Genomic DNA, 23,727 nt, shown 5'->3' with positions numbered 1-23,727 from the left:
AGCCCGCCATGACCCAGACCGTCCGACGCCGCCGCGTCCTCTATATTCCCGGCTTCGACCCCTTCCACCCCCGCCGCTACCGTGAGCTCTACCGCAAGGAGGGAGCCGCGCAAGCCGCGATCTCGGGCTACGAGCTGTCGCAGGCGAAGGGCGACGGGCCCTATTCCTGGGACGTCTCCGCCCGGATGGACGGCGTCACCGTCGAGACCGGGATCGAGGTGCTGGTCTGGTCGGACATCGTCTCGGAAAGCATGTCGAACTCGATCCCCGCCACCTATGCGCAGCTGGCCCGGACGGCCTGGACCTATATCGGATCCGGCGCGCTCTTTAGGCTGATGCGGCTGCGGCAGGGGCCTGTGATCGCGGCGCTCTACCCGGTGGTGTTCCTGCTGGCGCAACTGGTCGGGGCAGTGCTCATGGGCGCGCTCGCCGCATGGGGGCTCACGGCGGCCTTGTCGCCGGTCCTGGCGGGGTTTCCGACGACCGTCGCGATCCTTGCCGGGCTCCTCGGCATCGCGGTCGGCATCGCGCTCCTGCGATGGTTCAAGGCGCGGGACGCGAAGGTCTTCGCCTATTACCTGATGCATGACTACGCGTTCTCGGCGCGCTTGCGCGGCGCCAATCCGCCCGAGCTCGAGGCGCGGATGGCCGCCTTCGGCGAGACCATCGCTGCCGCAGCCGCGAGCGATGTCGACGAGGTGCTCGTGGTCGGCCATTCCTCGGGCGCGCATCTGGCCGTCTCGGTACTCGCCGACCTGATTCGCGCGGGACGCGTGCCGAACGACCGGGTGGCGTTTCTCAGCCTCGGACAGGTCGTGCCCATGGTCAGCTTCCTGCCGGACGCGCACCGGCTGCGCGCCGACCTGAACCTGATGGGCGGGCAGGACCTGATCCCATGGGTCGACGTGACCGCGCCCGGCGACGGCTGCGCCTTCGCGCTCTGCGATCCGGTGGCGGTGTCGGGCGTCGCCCCGGCGGTGCAGCGCTGGCCGCTGGTGATTTCCGCCGCCTTCACCCAGACCCTGAGCCCCGAGCGCTGGAACGCGTTGAAGCGGCGCTATTTCCGGCTGCACTTCCAGTATCTCTGCGCCTTCGACCGGCCGGGCGATTACGACTATTTCCGCATCACGGCTGGTCCCATGACGCTGGATGCGCGCTTCGCCGGGCGCGCGCCCAGCCCCTCGCGCCTGACGGCGGCGGTCAACCGCTTCACCGCGATGGCCGCGTGATCCCGCCCAAGCCCGCGTCGCGTCCCGGACGGATCGGCCTTCTGGGTTACGCGCGGGCCTTTCGGCAGGACATCCTCAGCGCCCAGCCCGCCCGGCTCTACCGCGCGTGGATGGCCGAGTTCCGCACGCCGTTCTTCCGAAGCTACATGATGAACGACCCGCAACTGATTGATCTGGTTCTGAAAGAGCGCCCCGACGACTTCCCCAAATCCGACCGCGTCCGCGAGGGGCTGGCCCCGCTGCTGGGGCGGTCGGTCTTCGTGACGAACGGCGAGGAGTGGAAGCGGCAGCGGCGCATCATCGACCCCGCCTTCGGCCGCGGCCGCCTGCGCGATGCCTTCCCGGCGATGCTGGCGGCGGCCGAGGAGATGATCGCCCGCGCGCCCGAGGGCGAGGTGGAGGTGGAGGAACTGGCCTCATACGCGGCGGCCGACGTGATCTTCCGCACGCTCTTCTCGGTCCCGATTGAGGACCGTCTGGCCGCGCAGGTCTTCCACGAGTTTCGGGCCTACCAGCGCACGCAGCCCCTTCTGAACGTCGCGGCGCTCGTCCCGCTTCCCCGCTTGGTGCCGCGGCTGCACAAGCGCGCCACGCGCCGGGCGGCTGCGTCCATCCGGGGCGCGATCGCGGCGCTGGTCGAGCGGCGCGCGGCGGAAATCGCGACCGGGACCGCGCCGGACGACCTCGCGACGAAGATCATGACCTTCCCGGACCCCGAGACGGGCCACCGTTTCTCACCCGAGGAGATGGTTGACCAGGTCGCGATCTTCTTCCTGGCGGGCCATGAGACGAGCGCCTCGGCGCTGGCATGGGGGCTCTACCTTCTCGCGACGCATCCCTCCGCCCAGACGAGGGTCGCGGCCGAGGCCGATCGCGACTGGATCGCGTTCACCCTCGCCGATCTGTCGCGACTGCCCTTCACGCGCGACGTCTTCCGCGAGGTCCTGCGTCTTTACCCGCCAGTCCCGATGATGGTCCGCGAAACGACGCGCCCCGAGACGTTCCGGGGCCGCGACGCGCCGGTGGGCGCGCAGGTCGTGCTGTCGCCGTGGCATCTGCATCGTCACACCCGTCTCTGGTCCGACGCGGACGGCTTCGATCCCGACCGATGGGGCCGCGACGAGACGACCGAGGCTGCACGGCGGGCCTATATGCCGTTCAGCGCGGGGCCGCGTGTCTGCACCGGGGCGGGCTTCGCGATGGCCGAAGGGGTGCTGCTGCTCGCGCGTCTGGCCGGGGCGTTCCGGCTGGAGGCGGTCGGCCCGCAACCCGTCCCGGTCGCGCATCTGACCGTGCGATCGCGCGATGGCATCCGCCTGCGCCTGGCCCGGCGAATGCCTCAGTCGGTGCCGCGATAGGGCTGCACGTATTGCAGAGCCATGTCCCATGGGAAGAAGATCCAGGTGTCCTGGCTGACGCCGGTGATGAAGGTGTCCACCATCGGCTCGCCTTTGGGCTTGGCATAGACGGTGGCGAAATGCGCCTTGGGGTAGAGCGCGCGGACCACTTCCAGCGTCTTGCCCGAATCCACGAGGTCGTCGACCACGAGGACGCCCGTGCCGTCGCCCACCATCTCGTCGTCCGGCTTCGAGAGGACCTGCGCCTCGCCCTGCGACTGGTGGTCGTAGGATTTGATTGAGATCGTGTCGACGAGCCGGATGTCCAGCTCGCGCGCGACGATCATCGCGGGCGCCATGCCGCCCCGCGTGATCGCGACGATGGCGCGCCAGTGGCCGTCGTCGGGACCCTTGCCGTCGAGCCGCCAGGCCAGAGCGCGGCTGTCGCGGTGGATCTGGTCCCAGCTGATGTGGAAGCCTTTTTCATGGGGCAGGGTGTCGGCCATCGGGATCTCCTAGAGCGGGCGGTGGGGCGTCGTCAGGACGCGATCAGGCGGATGCCGAGCGCGCCGAGCACGGCGCCGAGGCTGCGGTCGAGGACGGTCTTGAAGCGGATATAGGCGGCGCGGGCCCGCGGCAGCGAGAAAGCGCGCGCGACGAGGATGTACCACGCCGCCTCCACCCAGAAGATGTTGAAGACGATGATCGCCTTGGCCAGCCACGAGGTCTCGGCAGGCACGAAGCCGAGGAAGACGGCGCCGAAGAAGATCGCGGGCTTGGGGTTGGCGAACATCGTCACAACGCCCAGCCGGATTGCGGCGCGCATGGACCGGGGCGCGATCTCGCCCGCCTGCGGTATCGGATCGGCCGCGTGCCGCCACATCAATACGGCCAGCGCAATGAGGAACAGCGCGCCGCCGATCCGCAGCACGGTGAAGAGGACGGGGACCAGTTCGAAGAGGACCGAGAGCCCCACAAGTGCCAATGCCGCCCAGATCGCCGCCCCGATCCCGAACCCCACGGCAAGGCCAAAGGCCGGCGCGAAGCCTTCGGCGGCCGCCGTCCTGATCGACAGCACGAAGGACGGCCCCGGCGAGATCGCCGCCAGAAGGTGCACGAAGGCGACCGTGGCGAAAGCAAGGAGCGTCACGTCGTCACCAGAAGCCGAAGACCCAGCCCGCCGAGGACCAGCGCCATCGCCCGCGTGATGAGGGGTTTCGCCGCGAGGTAGCGCGCCCGGACGCCATCGCGCGCCAGAAGCGTGGCCACACCGGCATAGGCCACGAGTTCGAGGACGAAGTGGTTGAGCGTGATGAAGGCAATCTCGGCGGCGCGCAGGTCCGGCGGGAAGATCACCAGAAGAACGCCCGCGGAGAAGATGATCGACTTCGGGTTCCCGAGGTTCAGAAAGAAGCCCCGCGCGAAGGCCCGCCGCGACGAGGGCGGCGTCGCCGTCTCGATGGGTCGCCGCGCACCGCGCCAGACCTGCACCGCGATGACCAGCACCAGAAGCGCGCCGCCGATACGGAGCGCGGTGTAGGCATAAGGGAAAAGCTCGAACAGCGCCTCGAGGCCCAGAAGGGCGGCCAGCGTCCAGAGCGCGGCCATCACGGCCAGCCCCGCGCCGGTGACGATCCCGGCCGCGCGCCCGCCCGTCAGGCTGGCCTGCACCGCCACGAGAAAGGCGGGTCCGGGTCCCAGCACGGCGATCAGGAGGGCCGCGTTGAAGGCGCCGATCTGGGCGAGGGTCAGGGTCTCCACGCCCTCAGCCGTCCTTCTTCTCCAGCGTCATGTCGGGCGCCTCGGGGTTCTTCATGCCGACGACATGGTAGCCGCTGTCGACATGGTGGATCGTCCCCGTGACCGCCGAGGACAGGTCCGAGAGGAGGTACATCGCCGAGGCGCCCACCTCCTCGATGGTGACCGTGCGGCGCAGCGGCGCGTTGTTCTCGTTCCACTTCAGGATGTAGCGGAAATCGCCGATGCCCGAGGCCGCCAGCGTCTTGATCGTGCCCGCCGAGATGGCATTCACGCGGATGCCGTCGCGGCCGAGATCTTCGGCGAGGTATTGCACCGAGGATTCCAGCGCGGCCTTGGCGAGGCCCATGACGTTGTAATGCGGCATGACCTTCTCGGCGCCGTAATAGGTCAGCGTCAGGGCGCTGCCGCCTTCGGTCATCATCGTCTCGGCGCGCTGCATGACGGCCGTGAAGGAATAGACCGAGATGTTCATCGTCATCAGGAAGTTGTCGAGCGAGGTATCGAGATAGCGCCCGCGCAGCTCATTCTTGTCGGAGAACCCGATGGCGTGAACCACGAAGTCGAGCCGGTCCCAATGGGTCTTCAGCTCGTCGAACATGGCGTCGATCGACGCACCCTCGGCCACGTCGCAGGGGATCACGATGTCGGAGCCGACCTTTTCGGCCAACGGACCGACCCGCTTCTTCAACGCCTCGCCCTGGTAGGAAAAGGCCAGCTCTGCCCCTTGTGCGGCGCAGGCCTGTGCGATGCCCCAGGCGATGGACTTGTCATTGGCGAGCCCCATGATGAGCCCCCGCTTGCCTGCCATGATCCCCGACATCTTGCCCTCCGCCTTGTGCTGGCATTGGCTTTAGGCGATTGCCCGATATGCGGCAAGCGCACGGGAGGGCTCGGGCATGGGCGACAGGGACGGCATCTTCGCGGGCGACGACCCCTTTGCGCTGGCGCGCAGCTGGCTGGCCGAGGCCGAGGTCTCCGAGCCGAACGACCCCAACGCCATCGCGCTGGCCACCGTGGACGCGGACGGGTTGCCCAATGTGCGGATGGTGCTTCTCAAGGAGATCGAGGCCGACGCCTTCGTCTTCTACACCAATTTCGACGGCGTGAAGGGGCAGGAGCTGGCCGCCACGCCCAAGGCCGCCTTCGTGATGCACCACAAGAGTCTCCATCGGCAGATCCGCGTGCGCGGACCGGTCGAGCGGGTGGAGGAGGCCCAGGCCGATGCCTATTACGCCTCGCGCAGCCTGAAATCGCGGCTCGGGGCCTGGGCCTCGGCGCAATCCCGCCCGTTGGAGAGCCGGGGCGCCCTGATGGCCGAGGTCGCCCGCGTCACGGCGACGAAGGGGACCAATCCCGCCCGTCCGCCGCATTGGGGTGGCTTTCGCATTCGCCCCGTCGAAATCGAGTTCTGGGCGGATGGGGCGTTTCGCCTGCATGACCGCTTTCGTTGGACGCGGACCAATTCCGACCGGTCCGAATGGGATGTGATTCGACTCAATCCCTGAGAGAAATCGGCGCGTGTCGGGACGTGCGCCGGCCTTTCCCAATTGCGGCGCGTGACAGAGCTTTGACAATGTGGCGTTTTTCGGGCCATGCTCCGAATTGTGCTACCTGACCTAGCGTAATGCGCGGGCCGACGCCGGTGACGCGCGGTCATCTGGCCAATCCTCGCGCAACATGTTTCCTCGGGGTTGTCTAAAGGCCAAAGCTGGTTTTTTGCCCTAAACTGATACGTACAGCGTGACCGCAGGACCCCCGTGACAGCCCATGACGAGATAAAGCCGCCGAGTGACGAGACTGCCGTGGCGCATGAAGGTTCCGTTAAGTGGTTCGACCCCGTACGGGGATTCGGGTTCGTGGTCTCCGAGGACCTCGAACGCGACGTGCTGCTTCATGCCAACGTGCTACGCGCCTTCGGCCAGAGCTCGGTCGCCGATGGCAGCCTGATCACCTTCCGGCACCAAGCGGGCGAGCGGGGCCTCCAGGTCACCGAGATCCTGTCGCTGACGGCGCCCGAGACCGGGCCGGATTCGCCCGAATACCTGCGCCAGATTCCGGACGACCTGCCGTATCAGCCGGCGCGCGTGAAGTGGTTCGACAAGGGCAAGGGCTTCGGCTTCGCGAATGTCTTCGGCCAGGAGGACGATGTCTTCGTCCATATCGAGGTGCTGCGGCGCTTCGGCCTTGCAGACCTCCAGATGGGCGAGGCAGTCTGCATCCGCGTCATGGACGGCGCGCGGGGACGTCTGGCCGTCGAGGTGCGCCGTTGGGAATTCTTCATCGCCTGATCGCAGCCGCGGCGCTCTGCCTCTGGGCCGGGACAGCCGCGGCCGAATGCCGCCCGGACCGCGTCGATATCCGCGGCGAGTTCGGGACCGTGCGCTTCCGCGTGGAACTGGCCCTGACGCCCGAGGACCAATCCCGTGGCCTGATGTTCCGCGAGGAGATGGCCCGCATGTCGGGCATGCTCTTCGTCTATCCGCAGACCCGCGAGGTCGGCTTCTGGATGCGCAATACGCTCATCCCGCTCGACATGATCTTCGTCGACGAGGCGGGCCGCGTCGTGAAGGTCCATGCCGACGCCGTGCCCCTGGACGAGACGGTGATCCGTTCGGGCGCACCGACGCGCGGCGTGCTGGAGCTGAACGCCGGGATGGCCGCGACGCTGGGGATCGATGTCGGCGACGAACTGCGCTCGCCCGTCATGCCGCAGGACGGCGCCGCCTGGCCCTGCGCGGAGTAATGCACGCGCGTGCGTGCGCCGGGGGCTTTCGCCCATCCGCGCGCCCTGCTACTGCGCGGCCCGTGGGCGGGGTGTGGCGCAGCCTGGTAGCGCACCTGTTTTGGGTACAGGGGGTCGGAGGTTCGAATCCTCTCGCCCCGACCACGTGACGCCGGATCCCGCGTAGGGTCCGGGGGCTGTTCGCCGTGACCTGCACGTCGCATCGCGGGGCCATTTCCTTCGGTCCGTTCGCCCGCCGCCCGATTCTCGGGCGACCGTCCCGAACATCTCCTGAAGAAGCTGTGGACAGACCTGTATGCGGGGCATCGTGTCCTCCGTGCCACGGCCCGTGCGCGCCGCCGGATGACGTGAAATCCGCCCCCCAAACCCCTGTCTGAAAAGGGTCCGCCGAGGGCCGGATGTTCAGCGCGAACCGAGTCGCGCGGGGCCGAAATCGGTCAAGAAATTTCTTTCGAATTTATCCCCTGTTGTCGAATTGACCGGACGGAAGAGACGCGAGTATTGGTATGGACGCGCAGAGGTGCCACCATATGTAGTGGCCCCGCGCAGGGGACCGGGCAGCCGCCTCCGCCAGATCGAAACGCCCTTGCGGGCATGGACCCGCAGGTCGCTCGGTGTGGTCGGACGGACGGGACGGACCCCAGGAAATGACGGGAATCGGCCGGGCTGCAATCCGGTCAGGCAGACAACGAGTTTTGGGAAGGGATCACGAGATGCGGCTGGAGCGGAAACTGACGGAAGCGGGACAGGATGCCTATGCGGCACTGGCCTTCACGACGACCACATCGGAGATTCGCAATCCCGATGGGACGACCGTCTTCAAGCTCGATGCCGTCGAGATCCCCGAGGGCTGGAGCCAGGTCGCGTCCGACGTGATCGCCCAGAAGTATTTTCGCAAGGCCGGCGTGCCTGCGCGCCTGAAGACCGTGCGTGAAAAGGACGTGCCCGAATTCCTCTGGCGCTCGGTGCCCGACGAGGCGGCACTGGCCGACCTGCCCGAGGACGAGCGCTTCGGCGGCGAGACCTCCTCGAAGCAGGTGTTCGACCGGCTTGCGGGCGCCTGGGCCTATTGGGGCTGGAAGGGCGGCTACTTCACCACCGAGGACGACGCGCGGACCTATTTCGACGAAATGCGCGTGATGCTCGCCCGCCAGATGGGCGCGCCGAACTCTCCGCAATGGTTCAACACGGGCCTCCACTGGGCCTACGGCATCGACGGCCCCGCGCAGGGCCACCACTATGTCGACCCGGCGACCGGCAAGCTGACCCGCTCCAAGTCCTCCTACGAGCATCCGCAGCCCCATGCCTGCTTCATCCAGTCGGTCTCCGACGACCTCGTGAACGACGGTGGCATCATGGATCTCTGGGTCCGCGAGGCGCGCCTGTTCAAGTACGGCTCGGGCACTGGCACCAACTTCAGCCACCTGCGCGGCGAGGGCGAGCCCCTGTCGGGCGGCGGCAAGTCGTCGGGCCTGATGGGCTTTCTGAAGATCGGCGACCGCGCGGCGGGCGCCATCAAGTCGGGCGGCACCACGCGGCGCGCGGCCAAGATGGTTATTGTCGACATGGACCACCCGGACATCGAGGCCTTCATCGATTGGAAGGTCGTCGAAGAGCAGAAGGTCGCGGCCATCGTCGCGGGCTCGAAGGCGACGCAGGGCAAGCTCAACGAGGTGATGGGCGCCGTGAAGGCATGGGACGGGTCGATGGCCGACGCCGTCGATCCGGCGAAGAACGAGACCCTGAAGGACGCCATCCGCGCCGCCAAGAAGGCCATGGTCCCCGAGGCCTACGTCATGCGCGTGCTGCAATACGCCCGCCAAGGCTACACCGAGGTCGAATTCCCGACCTACGATACCGATTGGGACAGCGAGGCCTACAACACCGTCGCGGGCCAGAACTCGAACAACTCAGTGCGCGTCACCAATGCCTTCCTCCACGCCGTCGAGAAGGACGCCGACTGGGAGCTTCTGAACCGCACGAACGGCAAGGTCGCCCGCACCGTCAAGGCCCGCGAGCTGTGGGAGAAGGTCGGCCACGCCGCATGGGCCTGCGCCGATCCGGGCATCCAGTTCCACGACACGGTCAACGACTGGCACACCTGCCCTGAGGACGGCCCGATCCGCGGCTCGAACCCGTGCTCGGAGTACATGTTCCTCGACGATACCGCCTGTAACCTCGCCTCGATGAACCTGCTGAAGTTCCTCAAGGCGGACGGCAGCTTCGACCACGAGCTCTACATGCACGCCTCGCGGCTCTGGACAATCACGCTCGAGATCAGCGTCGCCATGGCGCAGTTCCCGTCGAAGGAGATCGCGCAGCGGTCCTACGACTTCCGCACGCTGGGCCTTGGCTACGCCAATATCGGCGGCCTCCTGATGAACATGGGGCTGGGCTACGACAGCCGCGAAGGCCGCGCGCTCTGCGGCGCGCTGACGGCGGTGATGACCGGCGTCTCCTATGCCACCTCGGCCGAGATGGCGGGCGAGCTGGGGCCGTTCCCCGGCTACGCCAAGAACGCCGATCACATGCTCCGCGTGATGCGCAACCACGCCATCGCGGCCAAGGGCCTGACCAGCGGCTACGAGAAGCTCGCCGTGAAGCCGGTGGCCCTCGATATCGAGGGCTGCCCCGACGCCCGCCTGACCGAGCTCGCCTCGGCGGTCTGGGACGATGTCGTCTCGCTGGGCGAAAAGCACGGCTTCCGGAACGCGCAGTCCACCGTCATTGCGCCCACGGGCACGATCGGCCTCGTGATGGACTGCGACACGACGGGGATCGAGCCGGACTTCGCGCTGGTGAAGTTCAAGAAGCTCGCCGGTGGCGGCTACTTCAAGATCATCAACCAGTCGGTGCCGGGCGCGCTCCGCAAGCTCGGCTACGGCGAGGCGCAGATCGGCGAGATCACGGCCTATGCCGTGGGCCACGGCTCGCTGGGCCAGGCGCCGGGGATCAACCACACCTCGCTGATCGGGCACGGCTTCGGCCAGGCCGAGATCAAGAAGATCGAGGCGGCGCTGCCCTCGGCCTTCGACATCCGCTTCGTCTTCAACCACTGGACGCTGGGCGAGGAATTCTGCACCCAGACCCTCGGCATCCCGGCGGCCAAGCTGAACGATCCGAGCTTCGATCTCCTGCGGCACCTCGGCTTCTCGAAGGCCGAGATCGAGGCGGCGAACGACCATGTCTGCGGGACGATGACGCTGGAAGGCGCGCCGGACCTCAAGGACGAGCACCTGACCGTCTTCGACTGCGCCAACCCGTGCGGCAAGAAGGGCAAGCGCTTCCTCAGCGTCGACAGCCACATCACCATGATGGCCGCGGCGCAGTCCTTCATCTCGGGCGCGATCTCGAAGACGATCAACATGCCCAACGACGCCACGATCGAGGATTGCCAGAAGGCCTACGAGCTCAGCTGGTCGCTCGGGGTCAAGGCCAACGCGCTCTACCGCGACGGCTCGAAGCTATCGCAGCCGCTGGCCGCCTCGCTGGTCGAGGATGACGACGAGGCCGCCGAGGTTCTGGAAAGCGGCACGCCGCACGACAAGGCGATGGTGCTGGCGGAGAAGGTGATCGAGAAGGTCGTCGTCAAGGAGTACCTTAAGGCCCAGCGCGAGAAGCTGCCGGAGCGCCGTAAGGGCTACACCCAGAAGGCGGTCGTCGGCGGTCACAAGGTCTATCTGCGGACCGGCGAGTACAAGGACGGCAATCTCGGCGAGATCTTCATCGACATGCACAAGGAAGGCGCCGGCTTCCGCGCGATGATGAACAACTTCGCCATCGCGGTGTCGGTCGGCCTGCAATACGGCGTGCCGCTCGAGGAGTTCGTGGACGCCTTCACGTTCACCAAGTTCGAGCCGGCGGGCATGGTCCAGGGCAACGACTCGATCAAGAACGCCACGAGCGTGCTGGACTACATCTTCCGCGAGCTGGCCGTGAGCTATCTCGACCGCGAGGACCTGGCCCACGTCAAGCCACAGGGCCAGACCTTCGACAGCATCGGCGAGGCCGAGGCCGCGCAGTCCGAGGACGGCAATCTGGGCAATCTCGGTGAAAGCGCCGCGCAGAAGTCGCTGGAGATGTTCAAGTCGGTCGCCTCGACGGGCTACCTGCGCAAGCGTCTGCCCTCGGACCTCGTGGCCTTGCGCGAAGGGGCCGACCGCGTCGCCGCCGAAATCGCCTCGACCGGCTTTTCGGATGACGGGCAGGCCGTGTTCGAGGCTGCCGTCACCGAAACGGCGACCGTCGCGCTGGCCGCCGGCATGGACGCCCGCACCAAGGCGAAGATGCAGGGCTACGAGGGCGAAGCCTGCGGCGAATGCGGCAACTATACGCTGGTCCGCAACGGCACCTGCATGAAGTGCAACACCTGCGGAGGGACGTCGGGTTGTAGCTGACCCATACGGACATGCAGTCAGGGAAGGGGGGCCGGTCGGTCCCCCTTTCTCGTTCCGCGATCTCGATCATGAGGGGCGGTGGTTTCAGCGCCCGAAGATGGAAACCGGCGCCGGTCCCCGGTGGGGACAGACGGGTCATGGCGCGGGAAAGACCCCGCGATCCGTGCTCCGAGGGTTTCACACCCCGGAGGTGATGCCGGCGGGCCGGATTGGACCCGTCGTCTCGGTTGATGTCGACGGATCGGGTTCTGGGCCCGCGCGATTAACAAGGCGTGAAGATCACGCCATCGACTTCAGCTTGTCCTTCAGCGAGGTGAGCTCGCCGCCCGAGACCTTCGGGACGATCCGGTAGGCGGCGTTCACGAAGCAGAAGAACGCGAAGCCCAAGAGGCCGAGGCAGAGGATCACGATCAGGATGCCGCCGCCCGGCAGGGCCGCGACCCAGTCGAAGGCCGCGCCGACACCGCCGGCGGCCTGCTCGGAGCCGCGCCACGCGGCGGCGAGGAGAAAGACGCCGATGATACCGACCAGCGCGCCTTGGGCCATGACGCCCGCGCGCAGAGCCCAATCCCAGTTGCGGGTGAAGTGGTTGGCCATCAGCTTCTCGCGATACTTCGCCTTCCAGCCCTTGATGACGTAGTAGATGCCCGCGCCGATGGTGCAGATCGCGGCGAAGCCGACGATCCACTGGCCGCCGGGCCATTCGAGCACCCGGCCCGTGACCGATGAGACGCCGCCTTCGCCTCCCTCGCCGCCGGACCCGCCGCCGCGCCCCAGCGCCAGCGACAGGGCGACGGCGCCCAGCGCGCCGTGGATCAGGCCGGTGACGATCATGCCCGCACGGGCAATCATGCCTTCGCCGTCGGTGCCGTAATCCTCGAGATCCTCGGCCGCGTCGATGCCGCGCCAGATCGCGTAGGCAAAGAGGCCGATGGCGATGAGCCAGAGCACGGCGACGCCCCATCCGCTGTCGGAGAGATTAGCGAGCGCGGCCTCGGTGCCCTGCGCCTCGCCACCCTGGAAGAGCGCCCAGAGCGACAGGCCCGCGACGGCCAGATAGGTGACGCCGCGCCCTGCGTAGCCCGCGCGCATGACAGGAATGGCCCAGCTGTAATCCGACATCGTCGCCTCTTCGGTTGGTTCGCGAAACGAACGCACCGAACGGAGCGTCGGTTCATTCCGCGGCGGCGTCGACCTGGATCACGGGCTCCATCGCGGCGAGCTTGTCGTCGGCGAGGTGGCATTTGACCTGATGTCCACCCGCGAGGGTCCGCATCGGCGGCACCTCTTTCTCGCACAGGCCGCCGGGAACCTCGGACTTCCAGCGGCAGCGCGTCTGGAAGGGGCAGCCCGGCGGCGGGTTCATGGCCGAGGGAATGTCGCCTTCGAGGACGATGTGCTTCTTTTTTACCTTGGTGTCGGCGATGGGCACGGCCGAGAGCAGCGCTTCGGTATAGGGGTGATAGGGCGGTGCGAAGACCTGATCGGTCGTGCCCAGCTCGACCACGTGGCCGAGATACATGACCATAACGCGGTCGCTGAGATAGCGGACGATCGAAAGGTCGTGGGAGATGAAGAGGAGCGTCGTCTTGTGCTCGCGCTGGATCTCCATCAGCAGGTCCGTCACGGCGGCCTGCACCGACACGTCGAGCGCCGAGACCGGCTCGTCCGCGACCACGATCCGCGCATCGCCCGCGAAGGCGCGCGCGATGCCGACCCGCTGCTTCTGGCCGCCCGAAAGCTGGCGGGGCATGCGGTCCGCGAATTCGCGCGGCAGCTTCACCAGATCGAGGAGGTTGAGCATCCGTTCGCGCCGCTCGGCATCGTTCGTGCCGTAGTCGAACACCTCGAGCGCCCGGATGATCTGGCGCCCGACGGTCATCGACGGGTTGAGCGTGTCGAACGGGTTCTGGAACACCATCTGGATGTCCGCGACCTGCTTGGTCGAGCGGTTCTCGATGGGGGTCGACTGGATCTCGGCATTGCCCATGGTGATCGTGCCGTCGGTCGCCGTCTCGAGGCCCATCAGGACCTTGGCCAGCGTGGACTTGCCGCAGCCGGATTCACCGACGATGGCGAGGGTCTCGGATTCGCGGGCTTCGAAGTCGAGGGTCTCGTTGGCCTTGACCACCCGCTCCTCACCCCCGCCGAAGAGCGCGTTGGCCGCGACCTCGTAGTATTTCTTGAGGTTTGCGACCTTGAGGACCGGCGCGCCGATCTCACGCGACTTGGTTTCGATGGCCGCCGCGATGGGCGCGTTCCAGTCGATTTCCTCGAACTTGACGCAGCGCGAGTGATGGCCGGGGCCTGCGTCGCGCATCGGGATCGTGCCCTGATCGCAGCGACCCGCTTCGAAATAATCGCAGCGCGGACCGAAATTGCAGCCGGGCGGGCGTTCGTGGGGCAGGGGGAAGTTGCCCGGAATTGCCACCAGCGGGCGCGCGTTCTTGTTGGCGCCGGGCAGCGGGATCGAGCGGAACAGCGCCTGCGTGTAAGGGTGCTGCATGTTGTCGAAGACCTCGGCGATGCGCCCGTCCTCGACCGCCTCGCCGGAATACATCACGCAGACGCGGTCGCAGGTCTCGAGCACGAGGCCGAGATTGTGCGAGATGAAGAGCATCGAGGTGCCGTACTTGGTGCCCAGCTCCTTCACGAGCTGGACGATGCCCGCCTCGACCGTCACGTCGAGCGCGGTCGTCGGCTCGTCCAGGATGAGGAGGGCGGGCTTCGACATCAGTGCCATGGCGATGACGATCCGCTGCTGCTGGCCGCCCGAGAGCTGGTGCGGATAGCTGTCGAGGATGCGCGCGGGGTCGGGCAGCTTGACGTCGGTGACGACCTGAAGCGCGAGGTCGTAGGCGTCTTTCTCGGACGCGTCGTCATGCAGGATCGGCACCTCCATGAGCTGCTTTCCGATCCGCATCGCCGGGTTCAGCGAGGCCATCGGCTCCTGGTAGATCATGGCGATCTCGTTGCCGCGAATGTCGCGCAGCTCTTCTTCGGACATCTCGCCCAGATCGCGGCCCTTGAACTTGATCGACCCGCCAACGACGCGGCCGTTCTTGCCCAGATCCTGCATCACGCCCAGCGCCACGGTCGACTTGCCGCAGCCGGATTCTCCCACGAGGCCGACCGCTTCGCCGGGGGCCACGTCGACGGAGAAGTCCATCACCGCCGGGATCTCGCGCAGGCGGGTGAAGAAGGAAATCGAGAGCTTGTCGATCTCAAGGATGGGGCCGGTGTAGTCGGGGCTCTGCTTCATGTCTTTGCGTTCTCTCTGGTTGAGCGCGCCGGGGGCAGCGATGCCCCCGGACCCCCGGAACAGGTATGGATCGGCGACGTCAGTCCCGCAGGCTCTCTTCGCGCAGGCCATCGGCGAGGAGATTCAGGCCGAGGACGAGCGACAGGAGGGCGAGGGCGGGGACGATCGCGGCGTGGGGATAGACCGACAGGAGCTTGCGGCCCTCGTTGATGGTCGAGCCCCAGTCGGGCGATTCCGGCGGCAGGCCGAGGCCGAAGAAGCCGAGCGTGCCCAGAAGGATCGTCGTATAGCCGATCCGCAGGCAGAAATCGACGATCAGCGGGCCGCGGGCGTTGGGCAGGATCTCCCACAGCATGATGTACCACGGCGTCTCGCCGCGCGTCTGGCCGGCGGCCACGTAGTCGCGCGTCTTGATGTCGAGGGTCAGGCCCCGGACGATGCGGAATACGGTGGGCGAGTTCACGAAGACGACCGACACGAAGACGATCAGGACCTGGCCCGGAATGTCGAAGAGATCGAGGAAGCCGGGCCACGCGCGGAAAAGGGCGATGGGCGAGCTCTGGTCGGAGATGAGCGAGAAGTAGAGCAGAAGCCCCACCACGCCCGCGATGCCGACATAGAGGTTCCGCGTCGCCGGTTGCGTTCGGTAGCGCGAATTGAGGAGCACGCCGACGAAGGCCAGCGGGAAAAGGAAGAGAACGGCCGCCATGTAGTTCGGCAGGCCCGTCGCCACGATTTCGGGGGTCACCAGCAGGTAGAAGAGCAGGATCACCGGGAAGGCGAGGATCAGGTTGGCGAGGAACGACAGCACCGTGTCGAGCTTGCCGCCGTAATACCCGGCGGGGAGGCCCAGCGTGATACCGACCATGAAGGCGAAGAGCGTCGCCAGCGGCGCGATCTGCATCACGATGGTCGAGCCGAGGACCATGCGGCTGAAGACGTCGCGGGCGAGGTTGTCGCCGCCCAGGAGGTAGAACGGATAATCGCCCGCCTCGGCACCGTTGAGCGCCATGCCCGGGATCTCGTTCTTCATGCCCGACACCTGGCTTAGCGGGTCATGGGTGAAGATCATGTCCATGACACCCGCGTAGAAGGCGGTGAAGACCCAGAACATCACCAGCGCGAAGCCAATCATGCCGATGGTCGAGTCGAATAGTTTGCCGTAGAGGCCGAGCTTGCGCTTGTAGAGGAAGCTCGCGGTGAAGAGCACGACGAGCGAGATCCAGACGGGCGTGAAGGCCCGCGACATGCCGCCGAAGATGCCCGCGCCCTCGTGACCTACGACCATGCCCGCGACGATGTAGGCGACCACCGTCGCAAGCGTCGCCCAGAGCGCGTAGGTCTGTGCGCGCCCGATCAGCCCGGGAAAGCCCTCGGCCATGGCGGCGGTGCCGTCGGGGTTGATGACGACGCGGTCGGCGGTGACGAAGAAGCTCGTGACGATGGCGAGCGCACTCGTCACCAGAAGCGCGATGACGGAAATGGCGAGGATCGGGTCGAGCACGTCGCCGAGGCTGCCTGTCCAGGTGAGGGGTTCCATGCGTCTCTCCTCAGGCGATGCGGATGCGGGGGTTCAGGAAGACGTAGCCGATATCCGATATCAGCTGCGTCACGAGAACCACGATGACTGAAATGATCGACACGCCCAGCAGCAGGTCGATGTCGTTGTTGCCGGCGGCCTGCACCAGCGTCCAGCCGAAGCCCTTGAAGTTGAACAGGGTCTCGACAATCACGACGCCGTTCAGGAGCCACGGGAACTGAAGCATGATGACCGTGAAGGGCGCGATCAGCGCGTTGCGCAGCGCGTGCTTCATGACGATCTGGCCGAAGCCGACGCCCTTGAGGCGGGCGGTGCGGATATATTGCGCTGTCATCACCTCGGTCATCGAGGCGCGGGTCATGCGCGCGATGTAGCCCATTCCGTAAAGCGCGATGGTCAGCACCGGCAGGGTGAAGTTGGCGAAGGTGATGTCGTCCATGGCCGATGTCGCGGTGCCCTTGAACCATCTTAGTCCGACGGCGGAGGACGCGAAGACCGCGATGAAGATAACGCCGGAGACGTATTCGGGCGTGGCGGTCGTGGCGATGGAGACGGTCGAGAGCGAGCGATCGAGCTTGGAGCCTTCCTTCATGCCCGCGAGGACCCCGAGGATCAGGGCGCCGGGCACCATCACCAGCATCACGAAGAACATCAGCTTGGCGGTCTGGCCGCCGCGTTCCGCGAGGATGTCGAGCACGTCGGCCTTGAAGACGGTCGAGAAGCCCCAGTTGCCCTGCAGGATGCCGCAGAAGGCCGGCGCCTCGTCCGGGGCGACGCCCGGCCGGGCGCAGCGGGAATAGACGACTTCGCCGCCTTCCTCGCGCGTGTAGGCGGGGGCAAGGCCCAGCCAGCGTGCGTATTTGATGGGGGTCGCGTCGAGATAGCCGCGATTGCCGAGCCAGGATTCGACCTGTTCGTCCGTCATGCGATTGTTGGCCTGGTTCTTGGCCAGCTTCTCGAGATTGGGCTCGAGATTGGTCAGAAGGAAGACCACGAATGTCAGGCAGAGCGCGGTCAGGAGCATGACTCCGACACGGCGCAGGATGAACAGGCCCATAGGGTCCCCCGGTTGGTCGTATTATTCGTCGCGGGAGCCTTCTGCGGGCCCCTCGTCCAAAAGAGCGGGGCCGCACCATCGGTGCGGCCCCGGTCGTGTGATCAGGCGGCGACGCCCCACTTATAAAGCTGGGGCAGATACGCGATGTGCATATCGAGACCCACGAACCCGTCCGTCGTGTGACGGTAGAGCGAGCGCCAGTAGGGCTGGATCGTGACGCCCTCGTCGATGACGATGGCCTGGATCTTCGACATTACCTCACGGCGCGCGTCGGCGTCGGCGATGGCGTTGGCTTCAGCCAGCAGGGCGTCGAACTCGGCGTTGTTGAATGCGAACTCGTTCCAGGCAACGCCCGACTTGTAGGCGAGACCCAGGACCTGCGTGCCCAGCGGGCGGTGGTTCCAGTTGGTCGAGGAGAAGGAGTACTTCGTCCAGTCGTTCCAGAAGGTCGAGCCGGGCAGGATCGTCCGCTTCACCGGGATACCGGCATCGCGCAGCTGGGCCGCGACGGCGTCGGTGGTGTTGCGGCGCCAGTCGTCGTCGATCGAAAAGAGCTCGTGCTCGAAATCGCCGAAGCCCGCTTCCTCCATCAGGGCCTTGGCGCCTGCGGGATCATGCGGGATGCGGGTGACCGACGGGTCGTATTCCGGGTGCACCGGACCGACATGGCAGTTGTCGGCGGGCGTGCCCTGACCGGCGTAGCCCAGCTCGAGCAGCACGTTGTTGTCGCAGGCCATCGCGAGGGCCTGGCGCACGCGCTTGTCGGCGTAGGGCTTCTGACCGTTGACCTCGGCGTCCTGGTTGGGACGGATCACGATGGTCGAGCCGGTCGTGACCTCGGACTTGCCCCAGCCGATGCCGTCGAAGATGTCGACGTACTCGCCGACATTCTCGTAGATCGTGTCGATCTCTTCGGATTCGGCGGCGGCGAGCCACGCGGACGGGTCGGTGCCGTAGTCGATATACTCGATCCGGTCGAGATGCGCGCCCCAGCCGGCGTCGTAGCCCCACCAGTCGTGATCCTCGTTGCGGACCAGAACCGAACGGACGCCGACTTCGTGCGTCTCGTTCAGATATGGGCCCGTGCCGAGCTGGTTGCCCAGCAGGTCCGTCGCGTCCTGATCGGGATGCAGGACATGCGCCGGATAGTCGGCGATGCCCGGGATCAGCGTGATGTCGGGCGCGTTGAGGTTCAGCACCAGCGTCAGATCGTCGATGACCTCGATGGCGCCCTCGGCGGCCATGTTGGTGTCGGGATCGACGATCGAGGTCACGCGGGCCGCCATCGAGTTGCCCTCGGCATCGGCTTCGGCCCAGCGGCGGAAGTTGTGTGCCACGTGCTCGGCCGTGAAGGCGTCGCCGTTGTTCCAGGTCACGCCGGGACGCACCTTGAGCGTGTATTGCGTGGCGTCGTCATTCGTCTCCCAGCTTTCGAGAAGCATGCCGCGGAACGTGCCGTCGGAATTGTACTCCACGAGGCTCTCGAGCCAGCCGGCGGCGACATAGGACATCTGGGTCCAGTCGAAGGTGCGCGGATCCTTGAGCGCGCGAACCTCCATCTGCATCCGCAGCGTGCCGCCCTGCTGGGCATGGGCTTCGGCGCGGGCGGGGGTGGCGCCGATCAGGGCGTAGGCCGCGGGGATCGAGACCCCGAGCGCGGTCGCGCGGGTCAGGAATTCGCGACGGTCCATCAGGCCGCGCTTGTGCTCCTCGGCGAACATCTTGGCGCCGGGGTGAATGCCGTCCACCATCTTGGTGTCGTGCTTCGTCATGTGTGTCGTCTCCCTGTTATTCACGGCCGACCCGTCTTACGCGGATCGGTGGCGCGAACCCGTCCCGGGCCGCGCGATGGACCACATAGGGGACGACTCGCACCCCACGGTCAACGGGGCTTATCGACTTGACAGGGTTCAAAAGCGACATTGTGAACGGCGCTTGACGTCGTTTTTATACCGCTGGGATTGCCGCGCCGCGGCATCGCTCAGACCGTGCGGGTGCGGCGAGAGGCCGCGCGGAAGGTCGATGGGGTCTGGCCCGTGACCCGCCGGAACGCGCGGCTGAAATATGCGGGCGACCCGAAGCCCAGTTCGGCGGCGATGCCGGCGGCGGGCGCGTCGGTATCGGCCAGGCGGCGGCGCGCCTCGTGCATGACGCGTTCGCCGACATATTGGGCCGCGGTCAGGCCGCAGGCGGTCTTGACGGTGCGCGTCAGATGGGTGGGCGTGACACCGAGCGTGGCGGCCAGCGCCTCGACATTGGACTGCCCCAGATCCCGCTCGACGGCGCGGGCGAAGGCGGCCGCCAGCCGGGTGCCCGCGCTGGCCTTTGGCGGGGCGTGGCGGGTGGCCTCGCGCTCCAGCAGCGCCGAGATCAGCACCAGCCGCCCAAGTGCCGCCCGCCCATCGGCGGGCACCGCCAGGTCGCCGGGCCGCGCGAGATGGTCCAGGAGACCCGTCAGCTCGGTCTGCGTTCCCGCATCCACCAACCGCAGCAGGCGCGGGCTGTCGGGCATCGGCGCCTCGAAAAGCTCGGGAATGCGCATCAGCACGCCTTCAGTCGTCTGGCCGGGCTGCAGCGCGAAGGGCGTGCCCGCCGGAAGGGCGATCGCGGTATGCGCGACGATGCCGTGGGCGCGCGCGTCAATGGTGATGCGGCCATGGCCCCGCGCGATCCAGATCAGGACGGGGTGGTCTTCGGCATGGGGTGTTTCGCGCCGCCAGCGGCCATGGCGCGTCAGAGGCGATACGGATTCGAGCGACAGCCCCGCGAGACGTTCGGCCTCGGTCAGGTCGCGGGATTCGAAGAGGCGTATGAGCGACATCGCGGGCAGGGGATCACGGCGCGGGCCGGTCTGTCAAAGCCCGGTCGCGTCGATCCGGGTCCAGCCGGCCATGCGGGCGCGGAACCATGTCCGCTGGCGCTTGGCGTAGCGGCGGGTGGCGATGACGGCGCGGTCGCGGGCGGCGTCCAGCGTGATCTCGCCCCGCAGATGCGCCACCAGTTCGGGCGCGCCGATGGCTTGGGCCGCATTCAGGGTCGGATCCCAACGGGGCAGCACGGCCCGCACCTCGTCCAGCGCGCCCCTGGCCAACATCGCATCGAAGCGACGCTCCAGCCGGGGCGTCAGCCAGTCCTTCGGCGCGTCGAGCACCAGCGGCGTGCACGCATCGAGCGGCAGGCGGGGCGGCGGCGTGTCGGCCTGCCAGTCCCGGATCGACCGACCCGTGGAGCGCGCCACCTCCCATGCGCGCATCACACGCTTGGGGTTGGCCGTGTCGATCCCGGCCCGCGTCTCGGGGTCCAGCTCCGCCGCCAGCTCCTCCAGCCCGATCGCCTCCAGCCGCGCCTCGGCCTCGGTGCGGATCGCGGGCGGCGTCGCGGGGATGTCGGCCAGCCCTTCGGTCAGGGCGCGGAAATAGAGCCCCGTGCCACCCACGATCACGGCGCCCGGGCCGATCAGGGGTGTCACGTCACGCAGCCAGTCACCGGTGCTGTAGGCCGTGGTCCAGCCGACATGGCCGTAGAGCGCGTGGGCCGCGCGCGCCTCCTCCTCCGGCGACGGACGGGCCGACAGGACGCGCCAATCGGCGAAGACCTGCATCGCGTCGGCATTGACGACCGTGCCGCCCCGCGCCTCGGCCAAGGCCAGCGCGAGCGACGACTTGCCGCTGCCGGTGGGGCCTGCGATCAGGACCGGTCGGTCGTCAGGTATATCGAAAGGTATCAGCATCTTGAAGGGCGATCTTCACGTCAATCCGATGGCCCCCCAAGTCGGTTGCCCCGCCTTGGCTATTCCGCCATACGTGGCGCCGCAACTGCGCGGGGGTCTTCAGATGTCGGATGTCGTCACCGAAGGGAAGGCCGCCACGCCCGTCCTGCGCCGCGTCATGCTCAAGATCTCGGGCGAGGCGCTGATGGGCGACCAGGGCTTCGGCTTGCACCCCCCCACGGTCGAGCGCATCGCCCGCGAGGTCCAGTCCGTTCAGGAGATGGGCGTCGAGGTCTGCATGGTGATCGGCGGCGGCAACATCTTCCGCGGGCTCCAAGGCTCGGCGCAGGGGATGGAGCGGACGACGGCCGACTACATGGGAATGCTGGCGACGGTGATGAATGCGCTGGCGATGCAGGGCGCGCTCGAGGCGCTGGGCCTGCATACGCGGGTCATCTCGGCCATCCCAATGGACCAGGTCTGCGAGCCGTATATCCGCCGCCGCGCGGTCCGCCACCTCGAGAAGAAGCGCGTCGTGATCTTCGCGGCGGGCACCGGAAACCCCTATTTCACAACCGATACGGCCGCGACGCTGCGCGCGTCCGAGATGTCCTGCGAGGCGATCTTCAAGGGCACCAAGGTCGACGGCGTCTATGACAGCGACCCGGTTACGAATCCCGATGCCAAGCGCTTCGACACGATCACCTATGACGAGGTCCTGTCGAAGCACCTAAAGGTCATGGATGCCTCGGCCATCGCGCTGGCGCGTGAGAACGGCCTGCCGATCATCGTCTTCTCGCTGGACGCGCCGGGCGGCTTCCGCTCGATCCTCGCGGGCGAGGGGACGTACACGCGCGTCGAGGGCTGAAGCTCAGCCCGGACCGCGCGTCGGTCCGGCGACCGCGTTCGATCGACTGGCGCGCGCGGCGTCACGTCGGGGATTGGAGGGCGCGCCCGTTCCGGCGGTGGCGCGCGATCAGCCGGTCTGCGCGCCCGTTCGGCGGGATGTCACGCACCGGACCGCCGCAGGCCGCCAGCCGACCCAGTGCCGCGATCGCCTGCGTTCCTGTCAACAGCGTCTCGGTCCAGCAGCCATCCGCGAGGACCAATTCGTGGTGGTCGCAAAGCAGGTGATAGTAGGAGACCGGCGCCGCCGGGTCGGCCTGCCGGATCGCGATGCCGTCGACGAGGCGCTTGGCTGCGACCAGAACCTCGGCCCGGCCAAACATCCGTGACACGATGGGCGAGTCGAGCAGCACGCGGTGCTGCGGTGACAGGCACAGGGGCGCGGACGGCCGACCCCGCCCGAGACTGCCGGGCGCGAACTCGACCGGGGCGTGCCGCCCCGCGTGCGCCAGTTTGCGGCGAAACACCTCGCGGAGCGGTCGCGCCCCGTGATCGCGCGTCAGGACGCGGTCGCCCGGGCGCAATTTCTCGACCGGGACGGGCCCGGCCGGCGTGGCGATGGCGGTGCCCGCGGCGAAGCAGGCGACGGTCGTGTTCTCGATCGAGTTGCCGGTCCTCGAGCCGGAGAAATCCGAGCGGATGAACCGGGTGAGTTCGATGGACCGGAAGTCGAGGCCATCCAGCGCGTTGTCGACGTCGCGCACGAAGACATCGCCGATGGTCGTCTGGAGGACCGCGATCTCGACCAGTTGCGATGTGCCGTCGGTGAGGAAGACGAGAGCCTCGAACCGGGAGGTCGAGTCGAGTTCGTAACTCTCCGGGCCGAAGCCCACGTCGTAGCTCAGGAAGTCCGGGTTCGAGTCCCCGGCCTGCGCCTCGTTGTCCTGAATGGCGCCGTCGCCGTCGCGATCGTTCTCGACCACCTGCGTCAGGGTCAGGTCGTCGTACCGCCCTTCGAGCGAGCGGGCGTTTTCCGTCACGAAGTTCGACTCGTCGGTATCGACATCGGCGAAGGTGCCGAGAAAGATCATGTTGACGGTCATGGCAGCCTCCGTTCGGAGCGCGCACGGATCGCAGCACTTCCTGAACATTCGGTGAACGGTGCCTGCCGACTTCCCACCCGCGCCGCGGAGGGCTATAGCGTCCGAAACGACCGGGAGCGCACGAGAATGGCCGACGACTTCGACCTCGACACCGCCGATCTGGAGCGCCGGATGGACGGCGCGATGGCCAACCTCCGGCAGGAATTCGGAAGTCTGCGGACCGGACGCGCCTCGGCCTCGATGCTGGAGCCGGTGATGGTGGACGCCTACGGCTCGCCCACGCCGATCAACCAGGTCGGCACCGTCAACGTGCCCGAGCCGCGGATGGTGACCGTGAACGTCTGGGACAAGAGCCTCGTGGGCAAGGTCGAGAAGGCCATTCGCGAGAGCGGGCTGGGCATCAACCCGCAACTCAACGGCACGATCATCATGCTGCCGATCCCCGAGCTCAACGAGGAGCGGCGCCGCGACCTGACCAAGGTCGCCGGTCAGTACGCCGAGGGCGCGCGCGTCGCGGTGCGCAACGTCCGCCGCGACGGGATGGACCAGATCAAGAAGGGCGATCCGCCCGAAGACGACCGCAAGATGTGGGAGCAGGAGGTCCAGGAGATGACCGACCGCTACATCAAGGCGGTGGACGATGCGCTGGAGGCCAAGCAGGGCGAGATCATGCAGGTCTGAGACGCCGCCGACCGGCGTCTCACCGACGGGATTTACCATCCGTTGCGCCATTCATGCTAAGC

General features: G+C 67.2%; 20 protein-coding genes and 1 tRNA gene. 9 read left to right on the top strand and 12 right to left on the bottom strand.

Annotated elements, in window-relative coordinates; genetic code table 11:
* Window positions 1-8: 8 nt before the first annotated feature.
* Together ACK8OR_RS04050 and ACK8OR_RS04045 are read left to right on the top strand one after the other, a co-directional pair.
* The gene (locus ACK8OR_RS04050; RefSeq protein ID WP_410188164.1) at window positions 9-1,229 is read left to right on the top strand and encodes a hypothetical protein; all 1,221 of its coding nucleotides are present in this window, start codon (window positions 9-11) and stop codon (window positions 1,227-1,229) included.
* Window positions 1,226-2,587, top strand: a complete 1,362-nt coding sequence (locus ACK8OR_RS04045) for a cytochrome P450 (protein WP_410188163.1) — start codon at window positions 1,226-1,228, stop codon at window positions 2,585-2,587. Before ACK8OR_RS04050 ends, ACK8OR_RS04045 begins: the two co-directional genes overlap by 4 nt.
* Here the strand turns inward: ACK8OR_RS04045 and gpt are convergent.
* Genes gpt through fabI form a run of 4 tightly spaced genes read right to left on the bottom strand, consistent with a single transcriptional unit; the run spans window position 2,569 to window position 5,147 of the window.
* Window positions 2,569-3,072, bottom strand: a complete 504-nt coding sequence (gene gpt, locus ACK8OR_RS04040) for a xanthine phosphoribosyltransferase (protein WP_298432762.1) — start codon at window positions 3,070-3,072, stop codon at window positions 2,569-2,571. The genes ACK8OR_RS04045 and gpt overlap by 19 nt on opposite strands.
* Window positions 3,073-3,104: 32 nt before the next feature.
* A complete protein-coding gene (locus ACK8OR_RS04035) occupies window positions 3,105-3,716 on the bottom strand; it encodes a LysE family transporter (RefSeq protein ID WP_298432759.1) in 612 nt (203 codons plus the stop codon).
* On the bottom strand, window positions 3,713-4,327 hold the full coding sequence (locus ACK8OR_RS04030) for a LysE family translocator (protein WP_410188162.1): 615 nt from the start codon (window positions 4,325-4,327) through the stop codon (window positions 3,713-3,715). The genes ACK8OR_RS04035 and ACK8OR_RS04030 overlap by 4 nt, the downstream gene beginning before the upstream one ends.
* 4 nt (window positions 4,328-4,331) lie before the next feature.
* A complete protein-coding gene (gene fabI, locus ACK8OR_RS04025; protein WP_298432753.1) occupies window positions 4,332-5,147 on the bottom strand; it encodes an enoyl-ACP reductase FabI in 816 nt (271 codons plus the stop codon).
* 76 nt (window positions 5,148-5,223) lie between these two features.
* On the opposite strand from fabI, the gene pdxH reads away from it, so the two are divergent.
* From pdxH to ACK8OR_RS04000, 5 genes are all read left to right on the top strand, one after another.
* On the top strand, window positions 5,224-5,832 hold the full coding sequence (gene pdxH / locus ACK8OR_RS04020) for a pyridoxamine 5'-phosphate oxidase (RefSeq protein WP_410188161.1): 609 nt from the start codon (window positions 5,224-5,226) through the stop codon (window positions 5,830-5,832).
* A 297-nt stretch (window positions 5,833-6,129) separates the two neighbouring features.
* Window positions 6,130-6,615, top strand: a complete 486-nt coding sequence (locus ACK8OR_RS04015; protein ID WP_410188160.1) for a cold-shock protein — start codon at window positions 6,130-6,132, stop codon at window positions 6,613-6,615.
* On the top strand, window positions 6,594-7,070 hold the full coding sequence (locus ACK8OR_RS04010; protein WP_410188159.1) for a DUF192 domain-containing protein: 477 nt from the start codon (window positions 6,594-6,596) through the stop codon (window positions 7,068-7,070). Before ACK8OR_RS04015 ends, ACK8OR_RS04010 begins: the two co-directional genes overlap by 22 nt.
* A gap of 67 nt (window positions 7,071-7,137) precedes the next feature.
* Window positions 7,138-7,214, top strand: a tRNA-Pro gene (locus ACK8OR_RS04005).
* Window positions 7,215-7,783: 569 nt separating this feature from the next.
* A complete protein-coding gene (locus ACK8OR_RS04000) occupies window positions 7,784-11,467 on the top strand; it encodes a vitamin B12-dependent ribonucleotide reductase (protein WP_410188158.1) in 3,684 nt (1,227 codons plus the stop codon).
* Between the two features lie 279 nt (window positions 11,468-11,746).
* On the opposite strand, the gene ACK8OR_RS03995 is transcribed toward ACK8OR_RS04000, so the two are convergent.
* From ACK8OR_RS03995 to miaA, 7 genes are all read right to left on the bottom strand, one after another.
* The gene (locus ACK8OR_RS03995; protein WP_410188157.1) at window positions 11,747-12,589 is read right to left on the bottom strand and encodes a DUF1206 domain-containing protein; all 843 of its coding nucleotides are present in this window, start codon (window positions 12,587-12,589) and stop codon (window positions 11,747-11,749) included.
* Between the two features lie 52 nt (window positions 12,590-12,641).
* The gene (locus tag ACK8OR_RS03990) at window positions 12,642-14,729 is read right to left on the bottom strand and encodes a dipeptide ABC transporter ATP-binding protein (protein WP_410188156.1); all 2,088 of its coding nucleotides are present in this window, start codon (window positions 14,727-14,729) and stop codon (window positions 12,642-12,644) included.
* Window positions 14,730-14,808: 79 nt separating this feature from the next.
* The gene (locus tag ACK8OR_RS03985) at window positions 14,809-16,269 is read right to left on the bottom strand and encodes an ABC transporter permease (protein WP_410188155.1); all 1,461 of its coding nucleotides are present in this window, start codon (window positions 16,267-16,269) and stop codon (window positions 14,809-14,811) included.
* 10 nt (window positions 16,270-16,279) lie between these two features.
* Window positions 16,280-17,326, bottom strand: coding sequence for an ABC transporter permease (locus ACK8OR_RS03980; protein ID WP_410188154.1), 1,047 nt, complete (start codon window positions 17,324-17,326; stop codon window positions 16,280-16,282).
* A 101-nt stretch (window positions 17,327-17,427) separates the two neighbouring features.
* On the bottom strand, window positions 17,428-19,098 hold the full coding sequence (locus tag ACK8OR_RS03975; protein WP_410188153.1) for an ABC transporter substrate-binding protein: 1,671 nt from the start codon (window positions 19,096-19,098) through the stop codon (window positions 17,428-17,430).
* A gap of 209 nt (window positions 19,099-19,307) precedes the next feature.
* Entirely contained in the window at window positions 19,308-20,147 is an 840-nt protein-coding gene (locus ACK8OR_RS03970; protein ID WP_410188152.1) for a helix-turn-helix domain-containing protein, read from the bottom strand.
* Window positions 20,148-20,180: 33 nt separating this feature from the next.
* Window positions 20,181-21,056, bottom strand: a complete 876-nt coding sequence (miaA, locus tag ACK8OR_RS03965) for a tRNA (adenosine(37)-N6)-dimethylallyltransferase MiaA (protein WP_410188151.1) — start codon at window positions 21,054-21,056, stop codon at window positions 20,181-20,183.
* Between the two features lie 103 nt (window positions 21,057-21,159).
* Here miaA and pyrH point away from each other — a divergent pair, with 103 nt between their 5' ends.
* Window positions 21,160-21,903, top strand: a complete 744-nt coding sequence (gene pyrH, locus ACK8OR_RS03960) for a UMP kinase (RefSeq protein WP_410188150.1) — start codon at window positions 21,160-21,162, stop codon at window positions 21,901-21,903.
* A 61-nt stretch (window positions 21,904-21,964) separates the two neighbouring features.
* On the opposite strand, the gene ACK8OR_RS03955 is transcribed toward pyrH, so the two are convergent.
* Entirely contained in the window at window positions 21,965-22,984 is a 1,020-nt protein-coding gene (locus tag ACK8OR_RS03955) for a Hint domain-containing protein (RefSeq protein WP_410188149.1), read from the bottom strand.
* A 126-nt stretch (window positions 22,985-23,110) separates the two neighbouring features.
* Here ACK8OR_RS03955 and frr point away from each other — a divergent pair, with 126 nt between their 5' ends.
* On the top strand, window positions 23,111-23,665 hold the full coding sequence (frr, locus tag ACK8OR_RS03950; RefSeq protein ID WP_298432711.1) for a ribosome recycling factor: 555 nt from the start codon (window positions 23,111-23,113) through the stop codon (window positions 23,663-23,665).
* Window positions 23,666-23,727: the final 62 nt, after the last annotated feature.

Origin of the sequence: Jannaschia halovivens, assembly GCF_046452375.1 — a bacterium.
GTDB classification, from domain to species: domain Bacteria; phylum Pseudomonadota; class Alphaproteobacteria; order Rhodobacterales; family Rhodobacteraceae; genus Jannaschia; species Jannaschia halovivens.
Note: the sequence above shows the minus strand (reverse complement) of the source record. Positions and strands in the feature narration are given on the sequence as shown.